This is a genomic window from Streptomyces sp. NPDC004721 (assembly GCF_053601495.1).
The window spans coordinates 51072-65751 of record NZ_JBSGBZ010000004.1; the positions used below are offsets into that span (position 1 = coordinate 51072).

Consider the following 14680-nt stretch of genomic DNA (forward strand, 5'->3'; position numbering starts at 1 on the left):
CCCTCCCCGGGGCGTCACGGGCGGTCCGGCGCGTCGGGGTCCAGGCCGGTGCAGGCCAACTTCCCCTCGACCTCGGCGCAGGCCTCCACACCCCGTGGGGAGGAGACGCTGAGCATGGGGCTCGTGTCGCCGCTGGTGTCGTCGGCGGCGTAGGTGGCCGACAGGACGTTCCCGCCCATCCGTACGGAGATCTCCCGGGCGACCGCGCCCCGTACCCGCACCTGGGACCAGGCGGTACGGCAGGAGGACGAGTACCGCAGCCGCACGGTGTACGTCGAGCCGGCCACGGCGCTCTGGGTGCGCGCGTCCCCGGCGCAGGCCGAGGCGTCGGGCAACTCGCCCTGGCAGGAGGCGCCGTGACAGCGTGGCGACGTCATCATCACCCGGGTGCCCGGTGGCTTGCCGGGGGACGGTGTGAGGAGGACCGCGGCCACCGCGGTGACCGCGGCGGGCAGGGTGAGAGCCGTCAGCAGCGGCAGGCGTCCCACCCGCGTCCTGGGCGGATCGACCGGCTCTGACTCGGACTCTGGTCGGGGGACGGGATCGGGTCTGGACTCGGGTCCGGGATCGGGCTCGGGCTCGGAATCAGGCCCGGAGCCGGGCTCGGCGGCCGCGGAAGGGCACTCGCCGACGGCGTCCCACAGGGCCAGCGCCGGAACTGGATCGGCGCCCGCGAGCCGGGCGAGTGCCTCCACGGCCGATCGGGGAGGGTGCTTGGCCCCGGTCAGATAGCGGTGCCAGGCGGACTTGCTGTACGGAGTGCGCGCGGCCAGGGCCGCCAGGCTCAGACCCGTACGGTCCCGCAGCTCGCGCAGGGCTGTCGTCAACTGCCCGGGTGACGCTGCCGTTCCTTGGGGTTGCCGCATGCTGCTGCTCCCGACTCCATTCCCGCTTTGGGCGTTTCGCCCCGGTTGTCGGGATGGTTTCCCGGGCTGAGGGCACCGACACACCTCGAGCCGACGGCCCGTCCGGGAGCACGCTGCTCCTGGACGGGCCCGGCCGGTCACCGCGTACGCGCGTGACGGCGCGTCAGCACCACGGCAGGGTGTGCCGGACCCGCACGTAGTGCGCGGAGACGTAACCCCGTGCATGCGCGAGGCGGTACCACTGTCGCGTGCCGCCCACCCAGGACCCGCGCGTCCGGCACTTCAGCGCCACCAGGCGGTGTGGGTGCCGGACGCCGACCACCCGGTACCGGGTGCTGGGGCCGGAGCGGACGTTCAGTGCCCGGCGGTGCGTGACCACACGTCCGAGGGAGTGGATCGAACGGTGGTGCGTAGCCCACCGGTTGACATGGTGCGACTGCTGGGCGGGCTCGGGCAGCATCGAGGGGAGCAGGTGCGGGGCGACCGCCGACACGGCCGGGCGTGAGCCGGGGCCGGCCGGAGCGGCGTCGGCCGCCGTGGGCACGAGCGCGAGTGCCGCGACCGTGGCCAGCACACCGCTGGTGAGGGTCCGTCGGATCATGGAAACCTCCGGGCTTTCGTTCCTGCGACCACGCGTCGTGATCGCATGCCGCCCAGCGTTTCCGCGCCACGCCTCCGCGATGCCGTCCCCGCGTCCCCGGGGACGTCCCTGCCGTCCCCGGGGACGAGACCCGGGGTGTGGCCGGCCGGGGAGACGGCTCTGCGCACGCATCGCCGTACCGTGCTCCGGTCCGCAGCAAATTGCTTGAGTAACGCAATGATATGGTAAAGTTGCCGGTATGGTCATTCCACCGTTGCCCACCGGACCCGTCTCGCCCGAGGTGGCCGAGATCGAGCGCGCCCTGATGCGCATCACCTACCTGGGGACGCGGGCCCGGCAGCACGAGAGGCTGATGAGTCTGGCCGGGGTGCCGCTGGACCGGGCGGCGGTCGCCCTGCTGCGCCAGATCGCCGACTGCGAGCCGCAGCGGCCGGGGGAACTGGCCAACCGCCTGGGCGTGGAGGCCTCCCATGTCACGCGCACGGTGCAGCAGTTGGAGCGGTCCGGTCATGTGATCCGGATTCCCGACCCCGACGACCGCCGTGCCCAGCGCATCCAGCTCACCGACCTCGGCAGGGACGCCATCTCCCGCATCCGCGAGGTCGGGGCTCGCGGTATGCAGCTCGCCCTGGCCGACTGGTCCCCGGAGGACCTGCGCCGCCTCGCGTCGCTCTTCCACCGCATGGTCGACGACTTCCTCGTCTACGCCAAGGACGTCGAGAGTGAACACGAGGCCGCCGAGGCGGCCCGGCGCACCCGCTGAGGGTGTGCCGGGTCCCGGGTCCGCGGCGGATGGCGTATCAGTGGTGGCTTATATAAGGGGTGGGTGATACGTTGGCGGCCATGCACGCGTTCGACGTCCTCGGCGACCCCGTCCGGCGGCGGATACTGGAACTTCTCGCCGACGGCGAGAAGACCTCCGGCGCCGTCTGCGAGGCCGTCATGGCGGAGTTCGGGATCTCGCAGCCCGCGGTGTCGCAGCATCTGAAGGTACTGCGGGAGAACGGTTTCGCGACCGTCCGCCCCGAGGGCGCCCGGCGGCTGTACGCGGTGAACTCCGCACCGCTCAAGGACGTCGACGCCTGGCTCGACCGGTTCCGCGGCTTCTGGGCCCAGCCCCTGGACGCGCTGGCCACCGAGCTGGCCCGCGGCAGGCGCGAACGCCGGCTGCGCGGTGCCGACGACCCTCCGAGGAGCACCCCATGATCGACGTGACCCATCAGATCAACGCCGTCGACCGCCGGGTCGGCCGCCGCGTCTTCAAGGCGGCCGAGGCCCGTGTGGTCACCGTGAGCCAGTCCTACGACGCCCCGCTCGACGACGTCTGGGACGCCTGCACCAACCCCGAGCGCATCCCGCGCTGGTTCCTCCCCGTCACCGGTGAACTCCGCCTGGGCGGCCACTACCAACTCGAGGGCAACGCCGGCGGCACGATCGAACGCTGCGACCCGCCCAAGGGCTTCGCCGCGACCTGGGAGTACGGCGGCGAGACCAGTTGGATCGAGCTGCGCCTGACCGCGCGGGACGGCGGCGGCACCCACTTCGAGCTGGACCACCTCTTCCACGTCGACGACACCAAGTGGGGCGAGTTCGGCCCGGGCGCGGTCGGGGTCGGCTGGGACATGATGCTCATCGGCCTGACCCGCCATCTGGCGAGCGGCGCTCCGGTCGACTCCCGCGAGGCCATGGCCTGGGTGGGCTCCGAGGAGGGCCGCCGATTCGTCGCCGCGAGCAGCGAGGGGTGGTACGCGGCCAACGTCGCGAGCGGCGAGGACCCGGCACGCGCACGCGAGGCCGCCGACCGCACCACCGCCGCCTACACGGGCGCCGAGGGATAGCCGGAAATCGGCCGCACCCGCCCGCGTAAGGTAAGGTTCACCTGCGCGTTCGGGCGGATCTCCGCACGAACGCACCGGGACGTGGCGCAGCTTGGTAGCGCACTTGACTGGGGGTCAAGGGGTCGCAGGTTCAAATCCTGTCGTCCCGACTTTACGGAGTCGCAGGTCAGGGGCCTTTTCAGAAGACATCTGAAAAGGCCCCTTGATCATTCTTGGGGATCAAGTGGCGCCCGGCCCGTCCTCACCGGAACGCTTCCGTCTGGAACCGACTGGCCCTACGCTCTCCTCCGCAGTTCCGGCACCCAGCAGTGAGGAGAACGCGATGGCCGAACATCCGCCTCCCGACTCGCTCCAGAACTACGGCTACAGGCAAGAACTCCACCGCTCCCTGACCTTCCGCGACCTGCTGGTCTACGGCCTGGTGTTCATGGTGCCCATCGCGCCCTTCGGGATCTTCGGCAGCGTCTTCCAGGGCTCCGGCGGCATGGTGGCGCTGACCTACGCGATCGGCATGGTGGCGATGATGTTCACCGCGCTGTCGTACGCGCAGATGGCCCGGGCGTTCCCCATGTCCGGCTCGGTCTACGCGTACGCCGGACGGGGCATCGCGGCTCCCGTCGGGTTCCTCTCCGGCTGGATGATCCTGCTCGACTACGTGCTGGTGCCCGGACTGCTGTACCTGATCGCCGGGATCGCCATGAACTCGCTGGTCCCGGCCGTCCCGGTGTGGCTTTGGCTGCTGGGCTTCGTGGTGCTCAACACCGCGGTCAACTACGCGGGCATCCAGACGACCGCGCGGGTCAACAAGGTGATGCTGCTGGCCGAACTCGTCGTGCTGGCCGTCTTCGTGGTGATCGGCGTGATCGCGCTGGCCCAGGGCAAGGGCCGCGGGTTCGACTTCACCGCGGTCTACAACAGCGGAACCTTCTCCTGGGGGCTGGTCTTCGGCGCCGTCTCCATCGCCGTGCTGAGTTTCCTCGGGTTCGACGGTATCTCGATGCTGGCCGAGGAGAACAAGGAATCCGCCCGTGCCATCGGTCGTTCGATGGTGGCGGCGCTGCTGCTGGCCGGCGCCCTGTTCATCGTCCAGACGTGGCTGGCCTCCCTGCTGGTGCCCGACCCGGACAAGCTCGTCGACCAGGGCGACCCCGACGGCACCGCCTTCTACGACGCGGCCCGCGTGGCCTCCGGCGAGTGGCTGGCCACCCTGACCGCCGCGGCCACCGCCGTGGCCTGGGGCTTCGCCAACTCGCTGGTGGCCCAGGCCGCCACCTCCCGCCTGCTGTTCGCGATGGCACGGGACCGGCAACTGCCCTCTTTCCTGGCCAGGGTTCACCCGCGGCACCGGGTTCCGGTCAACGCGACTCTGCTCACGGCCGCCGTCTCGCTGGTGCTGGGCCTCTACATGAACTCCCGCGACGACGGTGTGACTCTGCTGAGCACCCTGATCAACTTCGGTGCGCTGACGACCTTCCTGGTCCTGCACGTGTCCGTGGTCGTCCACTACCTGATCCGCCGACGCAGCCGTGACTACTGGCGGCATCTGATCGCGCCCGGCATCGGCTTCGCGATCCTGGCCTACGTCGTGGTGAACGCCAACATCGCCGCGCAGCGACTGGGGTTCGTCTGGCTGGGTGCAGGTGTAGTGGTCCTGGCCGGGCTGCTGCTGACCGGCCGCCGACCGCGCCTGGCCGCCATGGAGGCCACGGACGAGCCGGCGGGGACACCGCCGCGCAACGGATAGACACCGCACGCGCACGCCGCATCCCGTATTCCCCGCAGGCAAGGAGATACATTGAACACGCTCGCCCAGGTGATCAGCATCCCCACGGACCCGGACCGGTACGCCTATTCCTTCGGCGGCGGGACGCCCGTTGTGACGGTGCGGCCCGGCAGCATCGTGGAGCTGACCACCGAGGACTGCTTCGGCGGCCGGGTACGCGGAACGGCCGACCTGCCCAGCCAGGTGTGCTCCTTCCCCTACCTGAACCCGGTCACCGGTCCCATCGCCGTCGCCGGCGCCGAACCCGGCGACGCGCTGGCGGTGCACTTCGTGGACATCTCCCCGGCCCGTGACTGGGGCGTGTCCAGCACCTTCCCGCACTTCGGCGCGCTGACCGCCACCCACGCCACCGCCATGCTGCATCCGGCGCTGGAGGAGCGGGTCTGGCTCTACGCCATCGACGCCAAGGCCGGCACCTGCCGGTTCGAGGCCCGCCGAAGCGACTTCGCGGTGGATCTGCCGCTGGATCCGATGCACGGCACGGTCGGGGTCGCCCCCGCCGCGGGCGAACGGTTGATGTCCATCTCGCCGGGTGTGCACGGCGGCAACATGGACACGCCGGAGTTGCGCGCCGGAACCACCGTGTACTTCGGGGTCAACGTCGAGGGCGCGATGCTCGCCATCGGGGACGGCCACGCCCGGCAGGGTGAGGGCGAGGTGTGCGGGACCGCGGTGGAGACCGCCATGAACACGGTCGTGGCCGTGGATCTCGTCAAGGGCGGCGCGCCCGCGGTGCCGCGGCTGGAGAACGACGACTTCCTGCTGAGCACGGGCCACGCGCGCCCACTGGAGGACGCCTTCCGGATCAGCCAGCACGACCTGGTGCAGTGGACGGCGGATCTGCTGGGACTCGACCAGCTGGACGCCTACCAGCTGGTCAGCCAGGCCGGGCTGGCACCGGCGGCGAACGTCTGCGACACCCAGTACACGATGGTCGCCAAGCTGCCCAAGCGGATCCTCGGCGGCGCCCGCGCCTACACAGGGGTCCACGACCGGTTGCGCGCGCTGGGGGCGGAATACCTGCGGCAGCGCTGAGCCGCCCCGGCCAGGGGTCGTCTACTGCGGCCGCACCGGATGCTTGCTCATGATCGAGACCCGGTTGAACGCGTTGATGGTGACCGCCGCCCAGATCACGGCGGAGATCTGGTCGTCGGTGAGCACCTCGCGGGCCGTGTCGTACGCGGCCTCCTGAAGGGCCGCGTCACCGGGGTCGGTGGTCGCCTCCGCGAGCGCGAGCGCCGCGCGCTCGTCGGGGGTGAATAGTTCGGTGTCCCGCCAGGCCGCCAGCACCCCGATCCGCTGTGTGGTCTCGCCGGCCCGCACGGCCGCCCTGGTGTGTACGTTGAGGCAGTAGGCGCAGCCGTTGATCTGCGACACGCGCAGGTTGACCAGTTCCACGAGCGTCCGGTCGAGCCCCGCCTCGGCGGTGACCGTACGGACCGCTTCCGCGGTCTGGACGAGCGCGCGGTAGGCGGTGGGGCTCTGCTTGTCGATGAAGATCCGTTGGGCCGCGGACTCCGTCGTGTGGGTGCTCAACCTGGGACTCCTCCGGGGCCTGTGTGGCTCCCTTGTCGTGTGGTGTGTACCTGCCGGTGTCGTCCGACTTATTATCACGGCATGATAGTTGAATGTAAAACGATTCTTGAGGGAGGCGGTCCACGGTGAGCAACGCCGAGACGAAACCCATGGAAGTGCGCTGCGGCGGGCCGGCGGACGGCGAGCGGCCGACCGAGGCGGCCCGGATCGACGTCCTGACCGCGCGTGACGTGCCCCTCGGCGGCCCCCGGGCGATGACCGTGCGGCGGACCCTGCCGCAGCGCGCCCGGACCCTGATCGGCGCCTGGTGCTTCGCCGACCACTACGGCCCCGACGACGTCTCGGTGACGGGCGGCATGGACGTCGCCCCGCATCCGCACACCGGGCTCCAGACGGTGAGCTGGCTGTTCAGCGGGGAGATCGAGCACCGGGACAGCCTGGGCAGCCACGCCTACGTACGGCCCGGCGAGCTGAACCTCATGACCGGCGGGTACGGCATCTGCCACTCGGAGGTCTCCACCCCGCGGACCACCGTCCTGCACGGCGTCCAGCTGTGGGTGGCGCTGCCGGAGGAGCACCGCGACGCCGCACGGGACTTCCAGCACTACGCACCCGAGACCGCGCGGATCGACGGGGCCGAGATCAGGGTCTTCCTGGGCTCCCTCGCCGGCCACGCCTCCCCGGTGCGGACCTTCACACCCCTGCTCGGCGCCGAGATCGTCCTCCAGCCGCGCGCGGCCCTCACGCTCCCCGTGGACCCCGGCTTCGAGCACGGCCTCCTGGTCGACCAGGGAGAGGTGCGCCTGGCCGGCACCCTGGTGGCTCCCGCCGAGATGGGCTACGCCCACCCGGGCGTCGACACGCTGACGCTGACGAACGAGTCGGACGACATCGCACGGACGGTCCTGCTCGGCGGAACGCCGTTCGAGGAGGAGATCGTCATGTGGTGGAACTTCATCGGGCGCAGCCACGAGGACATCGCCAAGGCCCGGGACGAGTGGCAGAACTCCTCCGATCGCTTCGGCGCCGTCGAGGGATACCCGGGGAACCGGCTTCCCGCCCCCACGCTGCCGAACGCCGTCATCACGCCGCGCGGGAATCCACCGCGCCACTGATCCGTTCGACGTGTCACCGACCCCATCCGAGAGGCACCCGATGAGCCAGCCTTCCACCGCTCCGACCGTCCAGCGGGCAGACGCAAAGCACCGCTACGAAATCCTGGTCGACGGCAAGCATGCCGGACTGACCGCCTACCGCGACCGCGGTGAACAGCGCGTCTTCTACCACACCGAGATCGACGACGCCTTCGCCGGACAGGGCCTCGCCTCCCGACTGGTCCAGGAGGCGCTCACCGACGTACGCGAGTCCGGAAAACGGATCGTGCCCGTCTGCCCGTACGTGGCCAAGTTCTTGAAGAGGCACGAGGAGTTCGCCGACATCACCGACCCCGTGACCCCCGACGTCCTGCAGTGGCTGGACACCCAACTGGGCTGACCGCTCGCACGCTTCGAGCCGGCCGGCGCGGAAGCGGGACAAAGAAGAGCCGGGCCCGGGGCGACAGCCCCGGGCCCGGCACCTACTGCTGTCCGGCTACAGGGTTCGTACCCGGATGTTGCGGAACTCGATCAGGTCGTTGTTGCCGTGGTTCTGCAACCCGACGTACCCGCTGAGGAACTGACGCAGGTCCGTGGGCGGGTCACCCGCACGGGACGACGACTTGCCGGGCGTGTTGTCGAACTCGTTGATCACCACGCCGTTGCGGATGATCGTGTAGTGCTGCCCGACAACGCGGACCTCGTAGTCGTTCCACTGGCCCTTCGGAGTCACCCCCGCCTTGTCCAGGCCCACCGGCTTGAAGTTGTACACCGAGCCGGTCTTCTGGACCTCGCCCGTGGCCCCGTCGTAGATCTGGATCTCCTGACCGCAGTAGATCGCGACCCACTCGGGGGCGGAGCGGGCTGAGCCGACCGTCCCACAACTGCCGGCCGGGCGGTCGGCCAGCGGCGTCCTCGGGTCCGGGAACCGGGTGAAGACCCCGCTGTTGGCACTGCCGGTGCCCGGGGCGATGTCCCGGAACTGGAGCCTGACCGAGAAGTCCCCGAGCTCCTGCTTGGCGTACCACAGCATGCCCATGCCGCCGGAGCTGCGCATGGTGCCGTCGGGCAGGAGCGAGAAGTTCCCGGCGCCGGCCTGCCGCCAGTCGGCCAGGCTTGCCGCGGTCCCGTCGAACATGGGCTTGTACCCGGCAACCTTGCCGATCTCGCTCTGCGCCGCCGCCTTGCTGATCGCCGACGACTCGCGGTTGTCGAGGACCCCTTCCTTGCGAAGGTCGTTGACCACGGAGTTGACGTGACTGACGAACTCACCGTGGTTCGACCAGGAGGCCTCGTCATCGATCAGGTCGTTGACGGTGCAGCCGCCTCCGGCCTTGTGGTTGGTCACGCCCGTGTCGGTGTCGAGCAGCTTGACGGTCGACCGGGCGTCGGGAGCCGGGCAGCCGGCCTTGGCGTCGAACGTCGCGGTGGCCTGCTCGCCGTCGGCGTAGGTGACCGTCAGCTTCGCGTGGTACGTGCCGTAGTCGCCGTACGTGTGCGTGGGGTTGGCCTCGTGCGAGGGCTTGCTGCCGTCGCCGAAGTCCCACTCCCAGGCCACACCGCCGGTCTTGGCGCTGGAGAACGCCACCGTCTTCGGCTTGCTCTGGGTGATGACCCGCGCACCCGCGTCCTGCGGCTTCGGGGTGGCCGGGCCGCCCTGGTAGCTGATGCGGATGAGCTTCTGGTTGTTGTGCAGGCTGAAGAAGCCGCCCGCGTAGTCGAGCATGTACAGGGCACCGTCGGGACCGAACTTGGCGTCCATCCAGCTCTGCAGCTGGGTGGCGCCGCTGCCCGGCGCGATGATGCTGCGCACGTCCTCACCGAAGGCCGGCGCGCCCTGGTCCTTGATGTGGTCGGGGTCGAGAGTCACCGCGACCCGGTTGTTGGCGTTGGACTCGTCACCGATGAACCACTTGTCCTCCCAGTACGCCGGCCAGGCGACACCGCTCTTGGTGTCCACCTGGGAGCGGTGGTAGGTCGGACCGGACATGATGGCCTGGCCGCCGCCCTTGAGGTACGGCTGGGTGTACGTGGCCTCGCTGTCCACGTAGCTCGGGACACCGCTGCCGTCCGCGCGCTTCGGGAAGACCGGGCCGCCGCCCTGGGGCGAATACCAGATCATGTTGTCGCGGGCCGGCGGGATGTCCACCAGGCCGGTGTTGCGCGGCGACTCGTTCTTGAGGTTGTTGCAGTCGTACCAGCCGGTGAGGACGCTGGCGTCGGTGTTGCTGCGGTCACGGTACGGCTGCCGGTTGCCCATGCAGTACGGCCAGCCCTGGTTGCCCGCGGAGGTGATGACCGTGGCCGTCTCGTACTTGGCCGGGCCGAGCTCCGGGCTGGAGGCTCCCGCGTCCGGACCGACCCAGCCGGCGTTCAGCCAGTTGTGCACCGGGTCGACGGAGAGCCGCGCGATGTTGCGGACACCCATCACGTAGATCTCCGGGCGGGTCTTGGCCGTGCCCGGCGCGAAGAGGTTGCCCTTGGGGATGGTGTAGGTGCCGTCGGCCTCGGGGTGGATACGGATGATCTTGCCGTTGAGGTCGTTGGTGTTGCCGGAGGTGCGGCGGGCGTCCTGGAAGGAGACACCCTTGTAGTCCTGGGTCCAGTTGTTCCCGGAGTAACCGCTCGAGCCACCGGAGGAGTTGCTGTCACCGGAGCCGATGTAGAGGTTGCCGTCCTTGTCGAAGGACATGCCACCACCGGCGTGGCAGCAGCTGTGGATCTGGGTGTCCCAGTGCAGCAGGTCCTTGCGGGTGCCCTGGTCGATGGACTCGGCCGCGAAGTCGTAGGTCAGCCGGGAGACCGTCCGCTGGCCGATCCGCTTGTCGCGGTCGATCGACTCGTGCGGCATCCAGTAGATGTAGATCCACCCGTTCTTCTCGAACTTCGGGTCGAGGGTGATGCCGACCAGACCCTCTTCGTTCTTGACCAGCTCGTCACCGCTGCCCCGGTTGCCCATCACGTCGAGCGTGGTGAGTAGCTTGACCTGCTTGGTCTTCGGGTCCCACTGGTGGATGGTGCCGCAGCCGAGACCGACCTTGGGGTCGTTCCAGGAGCTGATCGGGCCCGACGGGCAGGCGGCCTTGCCGATGTAGAAGGCCTTGCCGTCGGGGGCCATGGTGAGACCGTGCGGCTCGCCGATCTGGTCGAGCTGCCCCGACTGGTTCTGGGCGGTCAGCCGCTCGGTCTTGTAGTTGGACGCGATGGTCGCCTGGCAGTCGCCGCGAACCATACCGGTGGTCCACTGGATGGCGCCGAGGAGGTGACTCTGGAACTTCGTGTCGGTGGTGTAGCTCTCCTCGGTGCGGCCCATGCCGGTGTAGAACGACCGGCCGCCGTCGTAGTCCCGGCACCACGAGATCGGGTGGAACGGGCCGTTGGCGCTGACTCCCGGCTTGTACTTCCACTCCTCGACCTGGGCGATGGTGTGGACCTTGCCGATCGGGCTGGGGTCCCAGTTGATCCACTGGTCGGAGCGGGTCCAGTTGAGCGGCAGGCCCTTGTTGGCCGGGTGCTGACGGTCCGTCACGTCGACCACTGCCTGCTGGACCTTGGAGTCCTGCGGAGGCGTCGGGTTGGCGTTGAACAGTCGCAGCTCGGCCAGCTGGGTCAGCGGCTCACCGCTGTTCGCGGTGATGTCCAGCCGGTAGTGCTGGTAGGCCTGCGTGTTGGTGAACTGGAACTGCCTGGTCTGGAACCGCGACGGGAAGGTCTCGCCGCTCCGGGTGTCCAGGGTCGTCCAGTTCTGGCCGTCCTGCGAGCCCTGGAGCTTCCAGTCCTTCGGGTCCCGTCCCGTGAAGTCGTTGGCGGAGGTCAGCGCGTAGTTGACCACCGCGACCGGCTTGTCCAGCTTCATGGTGACCCAGGCGGTCGGCGTACGGGCCAGCCACTTGGTGTCGTTCTTGCCGTCGAACAGCTTGTCCTTGCCCTCGTTCGGCGGGTTCTCCGAGTTGACCGCGCTCTCGACGACCTTCTCGGCGTCGGGCAGGCCCAGGGCGGGTCGGCTGCCGATCAGCCCGGTGAACCAGGAGGAGTCGGACTGAGCCCGGGCGGCGTCGTGGACGCCGACGAAGCCGCCGCCGTTCCTGATGTACGACTGGAACGCGGATTCCTGGTCGGCGTTGAGGGTCACGCCGTCGGCCGACAGGAACACCACCCCTCGGTACTTGGCGAGGCCGGCGGTGGTGAACACACCCGCGTCATCGGACTCGACGACCTTGAACCCGTTCTTCTCGCCGAGGGTCTCGATCGCCGCCGCGGCCTTCTTCACGGGGTCGTCCTGCTTGGCGGCCGGTCCGTGGAAGACCAGGACGTTCACCTGGCTCTCGGCGCCGGCGTCCTGGGCGGTCTCAGCCGGCGGCTGCGCGTTCGCCTCCACGGCCGGCAGCGTGGCCAGTCCCACGGTCAGCGCGGCGCTGGACAGCAGGACCACGGCGCGACGCCAGGACCACGCGTGACCAGAGGCCCGCGCGGGACGAGACGGCGGCGCTCCGCTTCGTCGTGAGAGGGCGAATCTGTCTCTCTTGCCCATGCTTGCTCCTTGACTCGATCCGACAACGGAAGAGTGATCAGGGGGTGGAGCGAGGGCTGCCGCGGACGCCCCGCCCGGCGTGTGCCGGGTGAGGCGGATTTCGGCGGGCGGTCACCAGGCCCGGGAAGGACGGTGCCGGAGGGACGAGGACAGGTTCGCCTCAAGTCCTTGCGGGTGAGGACCGGCCGGCGGCAGTCGTACACGCCCGTCGGACCGTCAGGTGGTACGACGGGCGTGGTTTGGGGGGCGGAGCCCGGAGGGCCCCGCCGCTGCCGTCCAGCGCCTAATGGTGGGGCATGCCGCCGGGGACCGAGCCGTCGGCCTCGGTCACGAGGAAGATACCGGCCATGCCCATGTCCGAGTGGCTCTGGACGTGGCAGTGGTACATCCAGGCACCCGCGCCGACCCGGTCACCCGCGATCACCTGGAACCCGAAGGAGTCCGCCGGACCGACCGTCTTGGTGTCGATGACCCGGCTCACGTCCTGCGGCCCCTGGAGGATCCCGGTGCGGTTGTCCGCCCAGCGGTGGCCGTGGATATGGAAGGTGTGGAAGAACTCACCGTGTGTGATCACGATGAACTCCACCCGCTCGCCGCGGACGGCCTCGAAGGTGGGCGCGTTGTGGGCGCCCTTGTTGTTGATCATCATGTCGTTGAACACGACCGTGAACTGCTTGTCGGGCAGCACGTCGCCCTTGCGGCGCACGATCACGGGGCCGTACAGGCCCTTCTTGATGCCGCCCGTGCCGTGCGCGGTCCCCACGTTGTGGTCGTGATAGTGCCAGTAGCCGGCGCTGCCGGCTTCCCACGTCCCGTCGTGGTTCGGGCCCGAGGCATGGGTGCGCCAGGTGTAGGTCCGCCGGCCGCCCGGCTCGACGACGCTGTCGTTCAGCTTGGTGCCGTCGCTGGCGACGTCGTAGTCCACGCCGTGCACGTGCAGACTCGCGGCGACGTCCAGGTTGTTGACGACCTCGATGTGCATCGTGTCGCCCTCGGTCAGCTCGATGAGCGGGCCGGGAATCGTCGCCTCGCCCGGCTTCAGGCCGTAGCCCATCTCCCCGTTCGGCAGCTTCTCCATGTACAGGGTCATGTTGCGGACGGTGCCCTTGTTGTTTCCTTGACCGCTTCCTTCCGCCGGCTTGTCCTTCGGGGCGGCGGCGGTTGCGGTGATGCCGAGCACCGTGGGTACGACCGCAGCGGCGGCCGCCCCGGTGGCGAAGGCCCGCCGAGAGAAGCGGCGTCTCGTACCTGCGCCTGAGTCGGTCATCGTTCTCCAATCCTCGAAACGCGTGCGGGCCCGAAGGCGTCGCGTGGTGGTGATGTGAGCCGCCGCCGACGGCAGCCGTCCCGTCAGGGCGGTGAGCGGTGGTGCGCGGGGCGTTCGGGCCCGTGGGGCAGGCGGGGCGGTCGTCGGATCGGACTCCGGTGGCAGCCGTCCGGCTTGGCTCGATGTGTCGGATACGGCGGGTATCGGGACGGCTGGGCGAACGGGGTTCGCCTCGGGACCGCCTCACCGTAGCGGGCGCCCCTCCAGTTTTTCCAGACTCAGGTCAAAGTTGGTTGGATTGTGGTCATAGACCTTGGCGAGTAGTCAAAAGGCCGGTAGCTTCCCAACGTTGCCGCACTTTGAGAGAGGTTGGGTCCGGGAGACCACCCCCTCGACGCGCTCATCCTGGCGGCTGGTCATCCACTAGACGGGACCGCGAGTCCCTGCGCGGTGCCGCACAAGCGAATTCGCGAAAGGTGCAGCGGTGTTCAGAAGACTGCTCCATGCCAATACGGATCCGCCCCTCTCCAGATCAGCGCCACTCAGCCGATTCCGCGCACACCCGGTGCTGGTGGCGCTGGTGGCCGTGTTCACGGCCTTCTCGTTGGCCGTGCCGGCCGCGTACGCGGCGGCGAACCGTGGGTCGGAGAAGGCGGCGACCCAGGTGCTCACCTGGACGGCCGGCGACGACTACACGAAGTACGCGTCGGCACCCAAGACCGCGGTGGCCGGACCGGCGACGATCGTGTTCGAGAACAGCGCGGCGACCGGCAACACCACGGGAATGCCGCACACGTTGACGTTCGACGTCTCGAGCTCCGACTACAACAACGACGTCGACCTCAACATCTTCGCGAGCCCCTTCGATTCCAACGGGGGCAAGTACACGGCCGAGGTCAACCTCAAGCCCGGCGTGTACCGCTACTTCTGCGCGATGCCGGGCCACGGGTCGATGACGGGCGAGCTCGTCGTCACCCCCGCAGCCGGCGGCGACACCACCGCGCCGGAGACGTCGGCGACGGTGTCCGGTACCAAGGACGCTTCCGGTAACTATGTGGGCAGCGCGACGGTGACGGTGTCGGCTTCCGACACTGAGTCGGGTGTGGCGAAGATCGAGTACTCGCTGGACGGTGCGGCCTATGCGGCGTACTCGGCGCCGGTTCG

Annotated in this window: 13 protein-coding genes and 1 tRNA gene; 9 read left to right on the forward strand and 5 right to left on the reverse strand. The window is 69.4% G+C overall.

The window, feature by feature from the left end:
- Positions 1-14 precede the first annotated feature (14 nt).
- On the reverse strand, positions 15-866 hold the full coding sequence (locus tag ACWEK3_RS04525) for a DUF2690 domain-containing protein (protein ID WP_450545620.1): 852 nt from the start codon (positions 864-866) through the stop codon (positions 15-17).
- Between the two features lie 163 nt (positions 867-1029).
- On the reverse strand, positions 1030-1467 hold the full coding sequence (locus ACWEK3_RS04530) for an SH3 domain-containing protein (protein WP_390725444.1): 438 nt from the start codon (positions 1465-1467) through the stop codon (positions 1030-1032).
- Between the two features lie 238 nt (positions 1468-1705).
- Here ACWEK3_RS04530 and ACWEK3_RS04535 point away from each other — a divergent pair, with 238 nt between their 5' ends.
- The 6 genes from ACWEK3_RS04535 (at position 1706) to ACWEK3_RS04560 (ending at position 6123) form a co-directional block, all read left to right on the forward strand.
- Positions 1706-2230: a MarR family winged helix-turn-helix transcriptional regulator gene (locus ACWEK3_RS04535; protein ID WP_453248915.1), complete on the forward strand. Its 525-nt coding sequence runs from the start codon at positions 1706-1708 to the stop codon at positions 2228-2230.
- An 80-nt stretch (positions 2231-2310) separates the two neighbouring features.
- The gene (locus ACWEK3_RS04540; RefSeq protein WP_453248916.1) at positions 2311-2673 is read left to right on the forward strand and encodes an ArsR/SmtB family transcription factor; all 363 of its coding nucleotides are present in this window, start codon (positions 2311-2313) and stop codon (positions 2671-2673) included.
- Positions 2670-3305, forward strand: a complete 636-nt coding sequence (locus ACWEK3_RS04545) for an SRPBCC family protein (RefSeq protein WP_453248917.1) — start codon at positions 2670-2672, stop codon at positions 3303-3305. The genes ACWEK3_RS04540 and ACWEK3_RS04545 overlap by 4 nt, the downstream gene beginning before the upstream one ends.
- A 75-nt stretch (positions 3306-3380) precedes the next feature.
- A tRNA-Pro gene (locus ACWEK3_RS04550) sits at positions 3381-3454 on the forward strand.
- A 173-nt stretch (positions 3455-3627) separates the two neighbouring features.
- Positions 3628-5049 (forward strand): APC family permease, encoded by a 1422-nt coding sequence (locus ACWEK3_RS04555; protein WP_450547689.1) that lies wholly within the window; start codon positions 3628-3630, stop codon positions 5047-5049.
- Between the two features lie 51 nt (positions 5050-5100).
- Positions 5101-6123 carry an acetamidase/formamidase family protein gene (locus ACWEK3_RS04560; protein ID WP_450547688.1) on the forward strand — a complete coding sequence of 341 codons (1023 nt, stop codon included), beginning with the start codon at positions 5101-5103 and terminating at the stop codon, positions 6121-6123.
- Positions 6124-6144: 21 nt separating this feature from the next.
- Here ACWEK3_RS04560 and ACWEK3_RS04565 read toward each other — a convergent pair whose 3' ends face one another.
- Complete coding sequence (locus tag ACWEK3_RS04565) at positions 6145-6624, reverse strand: carboxymuconolactone decarboxylase family protein (protein WP_450547687.1); 480 nt, start codon at positions 6622-6624, stop codon at positions 6145-6147.
- 125 nt (positions 6625-6749) lie between these two features.
- Here ACWEK3_RS04565 and ACWEK3_RS04570 point away from each other — a divergent pair, with 125 nt between their 5' ends.
- Positions 6750-7739, forward strand: coding sequence for a pirin family protein (locus ACWEK3_RS04570; protein WP_450547686.1), 990 nt, complete (start codon positions 6750-6752; stop codon positions 7737-7739).
- Positions 7740-7779: 40 nt separating this feature from the next.
- Complete coding sequence (locus ACWEK3_RS04575; protein WP_450547685.1) at positions 7780-8118, forward strand: GNAT family N-acetyltransferase; 339 nt, start codon at positions 7780-7782, stop codon at positions 8116-8118.
- 96 nt (positions 8119-8214) lie between these two features.
- On the opposite strand, the gene ACWEK3_RS04580 is transcribed toward ACWEK3_RS04575, so the two are convergent.
- Positions 8215-12150 (reverse strand): ThuA domain-containing protein, encoded by a 3936-nt coding sequence (locus ACWEK3_RS04580; protein WP_453248918.1) that lies wholly within the window; start codon positions 12148-12150, stop codon positions 8215-8217.
- Positions 12151-12532: 382 nt separating this feature from the next.
- Positions 12533-13516 (reverse strand): multicopper oxidase domain-containing protein, encoded by a 984-nt coding sequence (locus tag ACWEK3_RS04585; RefSeq protein WP_361415634.1) that lies wholly within the window; start codon positions 13514-13516, stop codon positions 12533-12535.
- Positions 13517-14096: 580 nt separating this feature from the next.
- Between ACWEK3_RS04585 and ACWEK3_RS04590 the strand changes: the two genes are divergently transcribed.
- The coding region (locus ACWEK3_RS04590; RefSeq protein ID WP_453248919.1) for a cupredoxin domain-containing protein at positions 14097-14680 on the forward strand (584 nt) is incomplete at its 3' end.

Excerpts from the sequence above, each read along its gene's own strand:
- ACWEK3_RS04555 (WP_450547689.1), top strand. The coding sequence starts at position 3,628 with ATGGCCGAACATCCGCCTCCCGACTCGCTCCAGAACTACGGCTACAGG.
- ACWEK3_RS04575 (WP_450547685.1), top strand. The coding sequence starts at position 7,780 with ATGAGCCAGCCTTCCACCGCTCCGACCGTCCAGCGGGCAGACGCAAAG.
- ACWEK3_RS04530 (WP_390725444.1), bottom strand. The coding sequence starts at position 1,467 with ATGATCCGACGGACCCTCACCAGCGGTGTGCTGGCCACGGTCGCGGCA.
- ACWEK3_RS04535 (WP_453248915.1), top strand. The coding sequence starts at position 1,706 with ATGGTCATTCCACCGTTGCCCACCGGACCCGTCTCGCCCGAGGTGGCC.
- ACWEK3_RS04525 (WP_450545620.1), bottom strand. The coding sequence starts at position 866 with ATGCGGCAACCCCAAGGAACGGCAGCGTCACCCGGGCAGTTGACGACA.
- ACWEK3_RS04540 (WP_453248916.1), top strand. The coding sequence starts at position 2,311 with ATGCACGCGTTCGACGTCCTCGGCGACCCCGTCCGGCGGCGGATACTG.
- ACWEK3_RS04585 (WP_361415634.1), bottom strand. The coding sequence starts at position 13,516 with ATGACCGACTCAGGCGCAGGTACGAGACGCCGCTTCTCTCGGCGGGCC.
- ACWEK3_RS04545 (WP_453248917.1), top strand. The coding sequence starts at position 2,670 with ATGATCGACGTGACCCATCAGATCAACGCCGTCGACCGCCGGGTCGGC.